Annotated in this window: 10 protein-coding genes; 8 read left to right on the top strand and 2 right to left on the bottom strand. The window is 69.6% G+C overall.

What is annotated here, in order from left to right:
• The first annotated feature begins 92 nt into the window (after positions 1–92).
• From ACTRWB_RS11690 to ACTRWB_RS11700, 3 genes are all read left to right on the top strand, one after another.
• Positions 93–1,643: an NCS1 family nucleobase:cation symporter-1 gene (locus tag ACTRWB_RS11690; protein ID WP_446901985.1), complete on the top strand. Its 1,551-nt coding sequence runs from the start codon at positions 93–95 to the stop codon at positions 1,641–1,643.
• A gap of 22 nt (positions 1,644–1,665) precedes the next feature.
• Positions 1,666–2,394: an aspartate/glutamate racemase family protein gene (locus ACTRWB_RS11695; RefSeq protein ID WP_446901986.1), complete on the top strand. Its 729-nt coding sequence runs from the start codon at positions 1,666–1,668 to the stop codon at positions 2,392–2,394.
• Positions 2,395–2,455: 61 nt separating this feature from the next.
• Positions 2,456–3,613, top strand: a complete 1,158-nt coding sequence (locus ACTRWB_RS11700) for a LysR family transcriptional regulator (protein ID WP_446901987.1) — start codon at positions 2,456–2,458, stop codon at positions 3,611–3,613.
• A gap of 29 nt (positions 3,614–3,642) precedes the next feature.
• On the opposite strand, the gene ACTRWB_RS11705 is transcribed toward ACTRWB_RS11700, so the two are convergent.
• On the bottom strand, positions 3,643–5,211 hold the full coding sequence (locus ACTRWB_RS11705; RefSeq protein ID WP_446901988.1) for an MFS transporter: 1,569 nt from the start codon (positions 5,209–5,211) through the stop codon (positions 3,643–3,645).
• 100 nt (positions 5,212–5,311) lie between these two features.
• Here ACTRWB_RS11705 and ACTRWB_RS11710 point away from each other — a divergent pair, with 100 nt between their 5' ends.
• The gene (locus ACTRWB_RS11710) at positions 5,312–6,190 is read left to right on the top strand and encodes a LysR family transcriptional regulator (protein ID WP_446901989.1); all 879 of its coding nucleotides are present in this window, start codon (positions 5,312–5,314) and stop codon (positions 6,188–6,190) included.
• 146 nt (positions 6,191–6,336) lie between these two features.
• On the top strand, positions 6,337–7,323 hold the full coding sequence (locus ACTRWB_RS11715) for an ABC transporter substrate-binding protein (protein ID WP_446901990.1): 987 nt from the start codon (positions 6,337–6,339) through the stop codon (positions 7,321–7,323).
• 21 nt (positions 7,324–7,344) lie between these two features.
• On the opposite strand, the gene ACTRWB_RS11720 is transcribed toward ACTRWB_RS11715, so the two are convergent.
• Positions 7,345–7,719, bottom strand: a complete 375-nt coding sequence (locus ACTRWB_RS11720) for a phage protein NinX family protein (RefSeq protein WP_446901991.1) — start codon at positions 7,717–7,719, stop codon at positions 7,345–7,347.
• A gap of 315 nt (positions 7,720–8,034) precedes the next feature.
• On the opposite strand from ACTRWB_RS11720, the gene ACTRWB_RS11725 reads away from it, so the two are divergent.
• The 3 genes from ACTRWB_RS11725 to ACTRWB_RS11735 all read left to right on the top strand — a co-directional run bounded on the left by ACTRWB_RS11725 (position 8,035) and on the right by ACTRWB_RS11735 (position 11,805).
• Complete coding sequence (locus tag ACTRWB_RS11725) at positions 8,035–9,132, top strand: glycosyltransferase family 2 protein (protein ID WP_446901992.1); 1,098 nt, start codon at positions 8,035–8,037, stop codon at positions 9,130–9,132.
• Positions 9,133–9,138: 6 nt separating this feature from the next.
• Positions 9,139–10,401, top strand: a complete 1,263-nt coding sequence (locus ACTRWB_RS11730; protein WP_446901993.1) for a glycosyltransferase family 87 protein — start codon at positions 9,139–9,141, stop codon at positions 10,399–10,401.
• 327 nt (positions 10,402–10,728) lie between these two features.
• A complete protein-coding gene (locus tag ACTRWB_RS11735; RefSeq protein WP_446901994.1) occupies positions 10,729–11,805 on the top strand; it encodes a glycosyltransferase family 2 protein in 1,077 nt (358 codons plus the stop codon).

Consider the following 11,805-nt stretch of genomic DNA (forward strand, 5'->3'; position numbering starts at 1 on the left):
GCCACCCATACTCGCGAACAAATCCGAGACATAACGTCCACGGCGGCCGGGCCGGCGCAGCGTCCATACGCTGCCGGTTTCGCGCCCCGCACATGGAAGGAGACAACGGCGTGCAACTGGAAGCCACCCACCGCCCGGGCATCGTGCTCGGCGCGGACGACGCATCGCATCGAACCGATACGGCCGCGCGCGACCCCGCGCTGAGCCCGCGGCTGCACAACCCCGATCTCGCGCCGACCAAAGCCGACGGCCGGACCTGGGGCCGCTACAGCATCTTTGCGCTGTGGACCAACGACGTGCACAACATCGCGAACTACTCGTTCGCGATCGGGCTGTTCGCACTCGGCCTGTCGGGCTGGCAAATGCTCGCGTCGCTCGCGATCGGCGCGGTACTCGTGTACTGCTTCATGAACCTCACCGGCTACATGGGCCAGAAGACCGGCGTGCCGTTCCCGGTGATCAGCCGGATGAGCTTCGGCATCTACGGCGCGCTGCTGCCCGCGATGATCCGCGCGGTGATCGCGATCGCATGGTTCGGCATCCAGACCTATCTCGCCTCCGTCGTGCTGCGCGTGCTGCTCACCGCCATCTGGCCGGGCCTCGCCGCCTTCGACCAGAACGCGATCTTCGGGCTGTCCACGCTCGGCTGGATCACGTTCGTCGCAATCTGGCTCGTGCAGATCGGCATCCTCACGTACGGCATGGAAATGGTCCGCAAGTACGAGGGGCTGGCCGGCCCGGTGATCCTCGTCACGACGCTGTCGCTCGCCGCCTGGATGTTCAGCCGCACCGGCGGCCATCTCGCGATGTCGATCGGCAAGCCGCTGACCAGCCTGAAGATGTGGACCGAGATCTTCGCGGGCGGCTCGCTGTGGCTCGCGATCTACGGCACGCTGGTGCTCAACTTCTGCGATTTCGCGCGCTCGTCGCCGAGCGCGAAGACGGTGCGCGTCGGCAATTTCTGGGGCCTGCCGGTGAACATCATCGTGTTCGCGACGATCAGCTTCGTGCTCGCGGGTGCGCAGTTCAAGCTGAACGGCCAGATCATCCACAGCCCGACGGAAATCATCGCGACGGTGCCGAACAAGCTGTTCCTCGTGCTCGGCTGCCTCGCGTTCCTGATCGTGACGGTCGCCGTGAACATCATGGCGAACTTCGTCGCGCCGGCCTTCGTGCTGACGAGCCTCGCGCCGCACCGGCTGTCGTTCCGCCGCGCGGGCCTGATCAGCGCGACGGTTGCGGTGCTGATCATGCCGTGGAACCTGTACAACAGCCCGATCGTGATCGTCTACTTCCTGTCCGGCCTCGGCGCGCTGCTCGGCCCGCTGTACGGGATCATCACGGTCGACTACTGGCTCGTGCGCAAGCAGCGCGTGAACGTGCCCGATCTCTATACCGAAGCGCCCACCGGCGCCTATTTCTACACACGCGGCGTGAACCGCAAGGCGCTCGCGGCCCTCGTGCCGTCCGCGCTGATCTCGATCACGCTCGCCGTCGTGCCGGCCTTCAGCGCGATGACGCCGTTCTCGTGGCTGCTCGGCGCGGCCATCGCGGGCAGCGTGTACTGGCTGCTGGCCGATCGCAAACGGCAATACGACGAGCGCTCGGGCGAACCCATCGCGGTCGCCTGCGCCCAACACTGAACACACGCATACGGAGTCACCGATGAGGATCCTGGTAGTCAACGTCAACACCACCGAGTCGATCACCGACGCGATCGCCGCGCAGGCGCAGGCGGCCGCGTCGCCGGGCACGGAGATCGTCGGGCTGACGCCGCGCTTCGGCGCGGAGTCGGTCGAAGGCAACTTCGAAAGCTACCTCGCGGCGATCGCCGTGATGGATCGCGTGTTGAGCTACGACGAGCCGTACGACGCGGTGATCCAGGCCGGCTACGGCGAACACGGCCGCGAAGGCCTGCAGGAACTGCTGACGGTGCCCGTCGTCGACATCACCGAAGCGGCCGCGAGCATCGCGATGCTGCTCGGCCATCGCTACTCCGTCGTCACGACGCTCGACCGCACGGTGCCGCTGATCGAGGATCGCCTGAAGCTCGCCGGGCTCGACGCGCGCTGCGCGTCGGTGCGCGCGAGCGGCCTCGCGGTGCTCGAACTCGAAGAGAACCCGGCCCGCGCGATCGAGTCGATCGTCGGCCAGGCGCAGCGCGCGGTGAAGGACGATCACGCGGAAGTGATCTGCCTCGGCTGCGGCGGGATGGCCGGCCTCGACCGGCAGATCGAGGAATGCACGGGCGTGCCGGTCGTCGACGGCGTGTCGGCCGCGGTCGCGCTCGCCGAGTCGCTGGTGCGCCTGAAGCTGAAGACGTCGAAGGTCCGCACCTACGCGCCGCCGCGCCCGAAGCGGATCGTCGGCTGGCCGGGCGTCTTCGCAAAATGACGGGCCGCCGGCCGGCTGTCGCGTCGCGCGCGGGCACTGCGTCGCCGGGAGGCGTATCGGCATGCGGGACCCGCTAGACCCGAACGCGCTGCCCCGCGACACGTCCGACACCGCGGGCGTGCTCGACGTGCTGGATGCGCGGCTGATGCGCATCCTGCTCGTGCTGCTGACCGAGCGCACCGTGTCGCGTGCGGCCGTGCGCCTGAACATGTCGCAGCCGGCGACCAGTGCCGCGCTCAAGCGCCTGCGCACGCTGCTCGGCGATCCGCTGCTCGTGCGCAGCCGCTACGGGATGGTGCCGACCGAGTTCGGCTCGCGGCTGATCGAACCGTTGCGCAATGCGCTGCGCGTGATCGACTTCATCCGTATCCAGCAGCCGAGGTTCGACGCGCGCACATCGGTGCGCACCTACCGGATCGGCTGCCCCGACTACCTGAACGTGCTGTTCGTGCCGAAGCTCGTCGCGCTGTTCCGCGATCGCGCACCGAACGCGCAGCTCGTGTTCCATCCGCTCGGCGACGGCTTCGACGACGAGCGCGCGCTTGCCGACGGCGAGCTCGACGTCGTGATCGACAATCGCCCGGCGCGTTCGTCGCGATTCCGGCAGGACGACCTGTTCGACGATCGCGTCGTATGCCTGATGCGCGCGACGCACCCGCTCGCGCGACGCGGCACGATGACGGCCGGCGATTTCGCGGATGCACCGCAGCTGTGCCCGACGCCGTCGTGGCTCGAAGCGTCCGGCGCGATCGACCGGCAGCTCGAACGCGTGGGCCTGCTGCGGCGGATCGTCGTCACGCTGCCGCACTTCGAACTCGCCGCGCATGCACTCGTGCGCTCCGACCTGATCCTGACCACCACGTACCGGCTCGCGCGGCATTACGCAAAGCTGCTGCCGCTCGCCGCGGTCGCGCTGCCGGTCGAGCCGCCGGACATCGTGTACCGGATGACGTGGAACGAATCGGGATCGTGCACCGAGGGCGTGCGCTGGCTGCGCGGGCTGATCGCGGAAGCGACGCGCGGCTGGCTCGACGCCGAGGCCGCGCTGCCGGCGGTTGCAGCGGTTGCGGCGGTTGTAGCCGCAACCGTACCGGCGACGCCCGCGCCCGACCCGCTGCGCGTGCCGCGGGCACGCAAGGCAACGCGCTGCCGTGCGTCGCGCCGGCCGCTCGTCGCCCGCGTCGCGCGTCATCTGCGCCACACGACGAAATCGCACTAAGCCGCGAGCGAAACACACCGGGATAAGCGTCACGCGTCGCGCATCGGTTGCGTAAGCAACTTGTATGCAACGACGGCCGCGACGAGCGCCAGCACGCCGCTTACCGTCAGCGCGTCGGCGAACCCACTCGCGAACGCAACGGGCGCCGCCTTCGCGAGCACGCCGGCCGCCGACGGCGGCACGCGGCCGAGCGCTTGCGCGAGATCGCCGGCCAGCAGGCTCGACATGAACGGCGCATCGGCGAACGCGCGCAGCCCGGGCGCGGCGGACAGCAGCCGATCGAGTTGCGCGTGCGTGCTCGCCGCCAGCACCGCGCCGAGCACGCCGACGGCCGTCACGATCGCCGAGAAACGCGTCGTCGTGCTGATGCCCGACGCCATGCCCGTGCGGTTCGGCGGCACGCACGCCATGATCGCCTTCTGCGTGTCGCCGTTCATGATGCCGGCGCCGCAGCCCGTCACGAACATGCCGAGCGCGACGAGCCGGTAGTCGCTGCTGGCCGTCAGCGCCGCGGTCGCGAGGTTGCCCGCGCCGATCAGCGCAAGCCCGCCCGCCAGCACGCCGCCGGACGACACGCGCGCGGCGAGCGCCGCGCCGAGCGACGGCCCGGCGACCATCGCGAACGCGAACGGCAGCATGCCGAGCCCCGCGTCGATCGCCGACATCCCGAACGCGTTCTGCAGGTACAGCGGCAGGAACGTCATCATCACCTGCGCGCACGCCGCATAACCGAACATCGCGAGCACCGCGCCGACGAAGCGGGGCTGGCGAAACAGCGCGAGATCGATCATCGGCCGCGACTGCCAGCGTTCCGCGCCGATGAACGCGGCAAACAGCGCGACGGCGAGCACGAGCCGGCCGAGCGTCGAGGCCGACAGCCAGCCGTGCGACGGTGCGCCGATCAGCGCCGCGATCGCGCACGACAGCGCCGCGCCGAACAGCAGGCTGCCGGCCGCGTCCACGCGTTTCGCGTGCGGATCGCGCGATTCGTCGATCGCGACGCGCGCGCCAACCGCCAGCAGCGCGCAGACGGGCAGGTTCAGCAGGAACACCCAGCGCCACCCGATCCATTGCGTGATCGCGCCGCCGACCAGCGGCGCGATGGCCGTCGCGATCCCCATGCACATGCCCCAGATCGCCCACGCGCGCGCCCGTTCGCGCCCTTCCGGAAACCGGTTCGCGATCACCGCGAGCGCGGCCGTCAGCAACAGCGCGGCGCCGCCGCCCTTCACTGCACGCGCGGCGATCAGCCACCCGGCCGACGGCGCGACGCCGCAGCCGAGCGACGCGACGAAAAACAGCGCGAGCCCCGCGCCGAGCATCCGCTTGCGGCCAAAGCGGTCGGCGAGCCCGCCGGCCGGCAGCAGGCACGCGGCGAATGCGGTCATGTACGCGCTCACGACCCATTCGATCTCGGCGAAGCTCGCGTGAAAACTGCGCGCGATGCTCGGCAACGACACGGCGACGACGTTCGTGTCGAGCACGATCAGCGAACAGGTCGCGGACGCGACGGCAAGCGTCGCGGCAGCCGGCAGGCGGGTGCCCGCGCGCGGGGCGGCGGCCGCGCCTGCGCGCGACGCCGGGGAGGACTGGGACATCGGCAACTCCGGAACAGGATCAACGACCCGTATGCTAGGCTTGCCCGGTATTGCCTGTCATTGACACTTCCACGCTGTTTTATTGACGAAAATTGCAATCATGGATCGGCTCGAATTCCGTCACGTGCGCGCGTTCCTGAGCGTCGCGCAGCACCTGCATTTCGCCCGCGCGGCCGAGGCGCTCGACATGGCGCCGCCCGCGCTCACGCGGCAGATCCAGGAAGCCGAACGCGTGCTCGGCGTGCGGCTGTTTCACCGGTCGCGCCGCGCGGTCACGCTGAGCGCGGCCGGCGAGGCCTATCTCGCCGAGGCCAGCGCCGCGTTCGAGCACCTGCAGCGCGGCCGCGAACTCGCCGCGCTGGCGGAACGCGGCGAACTCGGCCGGATCGAGATCGGCTACGTATCGTCCGCCGTCTATTCGGGCACGCTGCAGCGCACGGTCGGCGCGTTTCGCGCCGCACACCCGCGCATCGAGCTGAACCTGCGCGAAGTGCCGATGGACGACGTCGCGAACCAGCTCGACGCGGGCCGGCTCGACCTCGCGTACGTACGCCCGCCGCTGCCGCTGCCCGGCGGCTTGCGGATCGTCACGCTGCAGCGCGACGTGTTCGTCGCGGCCGTGCCGGCCGAATCGCGCTACGCGGCGATGGCGGCCGTACGCGCGGCCGACCTCGCCGACGCGCGCTTCGCGGTGCCCGAACAGGAGCGCGGCACGCTCGAGGTCGCGCGCCGCGGCCGCTTCGCGCCGGTGATCGCCGCGCGGCCGGGCGGTCTGCTCGCGGTGCTCGCGTGCGTGTCCGTGAACGGCTGGGTCGCCGTGATTCCCGATGCGCTCGCCGGTTGCGTGTCGCTGCCGGGCGTCGTGTACCGGCCGATCGCCGGCAAGCCGATCACGTCCGAACTCGCACTCGCGCACCGGCGATTCGAAAAGGCGCCCGCGGTGCGGGCGTTCCTGCGCACGGTTCCTGCCGCTGCATGACGTACTCGCGCGTCGATACCGGCCGTCCCGGCCGTCGTCGCGCGAATATGCATTTCACGATTCGATGTTTGTCGGCCGGAAACCGATTCCGTAACCTGCCCGGCAGCCGCGCCGCACGCGCGCGGATCACCGAGGACACGCCGCCGATGAACCCCTCCTCCGCCATAGCGCGCCGCCGCGTGCTGCAGCGTCTTGCCGCCCTCGCCGCCGCGCCGCTCGCGGGCGGCATCGCCGTGCCTGCCCGCGCGGCCGGCGCCGACCTGTCGGGCGTCACGCTCGTGCTCGGCGACCAGGCCGGCGGCCTGCGTGCGCTGGCCGAAGCCGCGCGCGTGCTCGACGGCACGCCCTACCGGTTCCGCTGGGCCAATTTCCAGGGCGCTGCACCGCTGTTCGAGGCCCAGCGCGCGGGCGCGATCGATCTCGCGCCGGCCGGCGACCTGCCCGTGCTGACGGCCGCACTCGGCGATCCGTCGTTGCGGATCGTCGCGACGCGCGTCGGCTCGCCGGCGTCGCTCGGCATCGTCGTGCAGCCCGATTCGCCGGTCCGCGCGGTCGCCGACCTGAAGGGGCAAACCGTCGTCGTGTCGTCCGCGCGCGGCAGCATCTCGCAATACCAGTTGTACGGCGCGCTGCGCGAACACGGCCTCGCACCGCGCGACGTCGACGTGCGCTTCGTGCTGCCCGTCGATGCGTTCGCCGCGTTCGAGGCGAAACGGATCGGCATCTGGGCAACGTTCGACCCGTACTACGGGCATGCGGTACGACGCGGCGCGCGCATCGTCCGCGACGGCAGCGGCATCAATTCGGGGCTCGCGTTCCTCACGTCGCCGGTCGACACGCTCGACGATCGCGCGAAGCGCGCCGCGCTCGCGGACGTGCTCGCACGGCTCGCCCGCGCGGGCCAGTGGGCGCTCGCGCACCCGGTCGATTACGCGAGCGTCTATGCGTCGCTCACACGCCTGCCGCCCGACGCGGCCACCGACATCGCGCACCGGGCCGCGCTCGCTCAGCGCGGCCTCAGCGGCGCCGACATCGACGTGCTGCAGCGCGTCGCCGACCGCGCGGCGGCGGACGCGATCCTGCCGCGGCGCGTCGACGTCGCGTCGATCGCGATCCGGAATGTGTCTGCGTGACGATGCCGCGAGCGGCGGCGTTCAGCGCGGCCGCGCCATATCGAGGTCCGGCACGTCGTCGCCGAACGTCGACGCGACGAGCGTGCGCATCGCGGCGACCAGCAGCGTTGGCCCCGACTGGTTGAACGTGCAGCGCTCGCCCGCGGCCGGCACGGCCCGGTGCAGTACGGCCCGCCACGCGCCACGCCCGCCGTCGCGCTCGAGTGCCGAGAACGGCAGCCGCTCGACGATCGGGCCGCCGTCCGCCCACGACGACGACGGCGCGAACGGCACCGGCGCCCCACCCGGTGCGCGAATCGACGTACACCCGGACGCGTCGGCGCGCGGGGCGTCATGGCCTTCCGCGATCGCGACCCAATAATCCAGCGGTGCGCCCGTCAGATCCTGAACTTGCATGGCCGTCTCCGTCACCGTCGTTGCAGACGCCATGCTAACCGCTGCACACGCGTGAACGGCGAGTCGCGGATCGCGCCGACCGCGCCCGCCAGCGGCCGGCCGCATCGCTGAAACCCCTCCCCCGAGCAAACCCGCGCCCCCTGTCACCATCGCGTCATTCGTGCGTACAATCATCCGAAGCTTGCCGCCCGGCCCGCAGCAAGCCAACCAGGCCATCACAAACACAAGACTTGCGCCGAACCGGACCCGTTTCCGCACATTCGGCGACAACAGGACCAGACAATGCGGCGCAGACCGGATCTCACGGGGGGACGTATGTCCACGCACACCCGAAAGCCGTTGGTATCGCTCGTCGTGCCGTTTCACGACGAAGCGGAAGCGATCGATGCATTCTTCGCGACCACCGTTCCGATACTGGAATCGATCGGCACCGCGCGCTTCGAAATCGTTTGCGTGAACGACGGCAGCCGCGACGACACGCTGGACAAGCTGATCGACATCGCGGCCGGCGACTCGCGCGTGCGCATCGTCGATCTCACGCGCCGCTTCGGCAAGGAAGCCGCGCTCACTGCCGGCATCGATGAAGCCGCCGGCGCGGCCGTGATCCTGATCGACGCCGATCTCCAGGACCCACCCGCGCTGATCCCCGCGATGGTCGAACGCTGGCACGCCGGTGCCGAGGTCGTCGCCGCGAAACGCACCGACCGCATGTGCGATCCGCTGATGCAGCGCGTGGCCGCCGCGCTCTACTACCGCGTGCACAACCGGCTCTCCGAAGTCGAAATGCCGGAGAACGTCGGCGATTTCCGCCTGATGGACCGCCAGGTCGTCGACGCGCTGTGCGCGCTGCCCGAGCGGCGTCGCTTCATGAAAGGCCTGTTCGCGTGGGTCGGCTACCGCACCGAGATCATCGAATACACGCGCGCGCCGCGCAGCGGCGGGCGCTCCAAATTCTCCGGATGGCGGCGCTGGAACTTCGCGCTCGAAGGCATCACGAGCTTCAGCACGGTACCGCTGCGCGTATGGACCTACATCGGCCTCGCATTCGCCGCGCTCTCGCTCGTCTACGGCGCGTATATCGTCATGCGCACGCTGCTGTTCGGCAATCCCGTGCACGGCTATGCGTCGCTGATTTCCGTGATGCTGTTTGTCGGCGGCATCCAGTTGATCGGTATCGGCGTGATCGGCGAATACCTCGGCCGCATCTATCACGAATCGAAGCAGCGACCGGTCTATCTGGTGCGCCGCCGCTACCGCGTCGACGCCCATGCGGTCCAGCAGCCCGCGCGGCACGCCGCGCAGCCGGACCGTTCGAAGCTGCTGCAGTTTCCGGTCCGGCGCGTCGCCGCGGCCCGACGCCGGCAGGCCGCCGCCGTGGGCGTGCCGGTATCGCGCAACCTGTCGGTCAAGTAACGTCGCATGGATATTTCCAGCTCATCGATACGGACCGGCGAACGCGCCGTTCGCGTCTGGCTCACGCCCGGCCGCATCGCGCTTTACAGCGCGGTCATGCTGACAATCGGCGTGCTGTTCGTGTCGCTGCTGGTCTGGAACGGCGTCCTCTCGACCGACCCGGGCACGTTCCGCCCCGGCTCGGGATACATGGTGTTCTGGTCCGCGTCGCATCTGATGCTGCACGGCTCGTCGTGGCAGGCCTACGACGTCCCGACGTTCTCGCGGGTGCTCGCCGGCCTGTTCCCGACGACCGGTCGTTATGCGTTCCTGCCGTGGCTGTACCCGCCTTCGTATCTGCTGGTGGTGGCGCCGTTCGCGCTGCTGCCCTATGCGATCAGCTATCCGCTGTTCATCGCGATCGGCATCGTGCTGCTCGGCGTGGCGGCCTGGCGTGTGTCGGGGCTCGCCGCGACGCCCGGCGCGAAACGTGTCGGCTGGCTCGCGCTGCTTGCATGCCCGGGCGTATTCGTCACCGCGACGTACGGACAGAACGCGATGCTGACCGCGGCATGCGCGGCGCTCGCCGTGTATTTCGTCGACCGGCGGCCGATGCTGGCCGGTTTCCTGATCGGCCTGCTGTCGGTCAAGCCGCAACTGGCATTGTTGTTCCCGTTCGTGCTGATTGCCGCACGCGCATGGCGCGCGTTCGCGTGGGCCGCGGCATTCGCCGTCGCATTCACCGCGCTGGGAGTCGCGACGGGCGGCATCGAATCGGTCCGCCTCTTTCTGCAAAACGCCGGCGCGCTGCGTTCGCTGATCATCGAGCATGGCGTGCCGTTCTGGTTTGCGTCGCCGACACCGTTCGCGGCGTTCCGCCTCGCCGGCCTGTCGCCGGCACTCGCGTACGCCGGGCAAGCCGGCATCGCCGCGATCGCGATCGCGGCCGCGTGCTTCGTCTGGCACCGCAACCGGGACGCGCGGCTGCGCGGCGCGGTACTGGTCATCGCGACGCTCGCCGCGAATCCCTATGTCTGGCACTACGAACTGTCGTGGCTGTGCATCCCGATCGCATGCATGATCGCGATCGGCTCGCAGAACGGCTGGCTGCGCGGCGAGCAAAGCGTCGTCGCCGCGATGTGGGCGCTGCCGCTGTACGAGTTCCTGAATCCGTGGATGAAGCTGCCGCAGATCGGGCCCGTTGTCACGTCGGTCGCCCTGCTCATGCTGCTGCGGCGTGCACAGGTCGCAGGCCGCGGCGCGCGCACCGATAGCGTTCGCACGCGCTGAGCGGATTGCCACGTGCGGCCGGCGCGGCCGCCCTGCTTGATTCGGGCGGATAGCCGACCATCGGAATCCGGCCACGGCATCGCATGAGGCCACTCCCGCGATCTCCCATGCGCCGATAAGCACAATCCCGATACTTTCTTGCCTTGCAGCGCGCCCGCCGTCGACGAAGCCTGCCCCGACGGTGAAACAGCCCCCCGCACACCCCGCGCATCGGTATTACGAATCGTCCATTTCTGCATACAATATTCGTAACGCCTGTCGTCCGGCTGCGGTGGACGACACCCGGATCCATACGGTGCAGCGCAGGCCGGATTTCTCGGGGGACGCATGCCCACGCACGCCAGAAAACCGCTGGTCTCGCTCGTCGTGCCGTTTCACGACGAAGACGAAACGATCGACGCGTTCTTTGCCGAAACACTGCCCGTCCTCGAATCGGTCGACGCGGTCCGCTTCGAAATCGTCTGCATCAACGACGGCAGCCGCGATCGCACGCTCGACCGGCTGCTCGCCGTCATGGCCGGCGACCCTCGCGTGCGCGTCGTCGATCTCACGCGGCGCTTCGGCAAGGAAGCCGCGCTCACCGCCGGCATCGATGAAGCCGCCGGCGCCGCCGTGATCCTGATCGACGCCGACCTGCAGGACCCGCCCGCACTGATCCCCGCGATGGTCGAACGCTGGCACGCCGGTGCCGAGGTCGTCGCCGCCAAGCGCACCGACCGCATGTGCGATCCGCTGATGCAGCGCGTGGCCGCCGCGCTCTATTACCGCGTGCACAACCGGCTCTCCGAAGTCGAGATGCCGGAGAACGTCGGCGATTTCCGGCTGATGGACCGCCAGGTCGTCGACGCGCTGTGCGCACTGCCCGAGCGGCATCGTTTCATGAAAGGCCTGTTCGCGTGGGTCGGCTACCGCACCGAGATCATCGAATACACGCGCACACCGCGCAGCGGCGGCCGCTCCAAGTTCTCCGGGTGGCGGCGCTGGAACTTCGCGCTCGAAGGCATCACGAGCTTCAGCACCGTGCCGCTGCGCGTGTGGACCTACATCGGCCTCGCATTCGCCGCGCTCTCGCTCGTCTACGGCGCGTACATCGTCATGCGCACGCTGCTGCTCGGCAACCCCGTGCATGGCTATGCGTCGCTGATTTCCGTGATGCTGTTCGTCGGCGGCATCCAGTTGATCGGCATCGGCGTGATCGGCGAATACCTCGGCCGCATCTATCACGAATCGAAGCAGCGACCGGTCTATCTGGTGCGCCGCCGTTACCACGCCGAGCGGGACGCCGCCGCGCATCCGGCGTCGAAGCTGCTGCAGTTTCCGCTCAAGCGCGTGCACGCGGCCCGCCGCCGGCCGGTAGCACCCGTGGCCGCCGGCCACGCCGCCAAGCGCACGTTCGTCAAGTAA

The organism is Burkholderia sp. YIM B11467 (genome assembly GCF_052952715.1).

Coding starts and splice junctions, on each gene's coding strand:
- ACTRWB_RS11690 (WP_446901985.1), top strand. CDS start 93: ATGGAAGGAGACAACGGCGTGCAACTGGAAGCCACCCACCGCCCGGGC.
- ACTRWB_RS11695 (WP_446901986.1), top strand. CDS start 1,666: ATGAGGATCCTGGTAGTCAACGTCAACACCACCGAGTCGATCACCGAC.
- ACTRWB_RS11700 (WP_446901987.1), top strand. CDS start 2,456: ATGCGGGACCCGCTAGACCCGAACGCGCTGCCCCGCGACACGTCCGAC.
- ACTRWB_RS11705 (WP_446901988.1), bottom strand. CDS start 5,211: ATGTCCCAGTCCTCCCCGGCGTCGCGCGCAGGCGCGGCCGCCGCCCCG.
- ACTRWB_RS11710 (WP_446901989.1), top strand. CDS start 5,312: ATGGATCGGCTCGAATTCCGTCACGTGCGCGCGTTCCTGAGCGTCGCG.
- ACTRWB_RS11715 (WP_446901990.1), top strand. CDS start 6,337: ATGAACCCCTCCTCCGCCATAGCGCGCCGCCGCGTGCTGCAGCGTCTT.
- ACTRWB_RS11720 (WP_446901991.1), bottom strand. CDS start 7,719: ATGCAAGTTCAGGATCTGACGGGCGCACCGCTGGATTATTGGGTCGCG.
- ACTRWB_RS11725 (WP_446901992.1), top strand. CDS start 8,035: ATGTCCACGCACACCCGAAAGCCGTTGGTATCGCTCGTCGTGCCGTTT.
- ACTRWB_RS11730 (WP_446901993.1), top strand. CDS start 9,139: ATGGATATTTCCAGCTCATCGATACGGACCGGCGAACGCGCCGTTCGC.
- ACTRWB_RS11735 (WP_446901994.1), top strand. CDS start 10,729: ATGCCCACGCACGCCAGAAAACCGCTGGTCTCGCTCGTCGTGCCGTTT.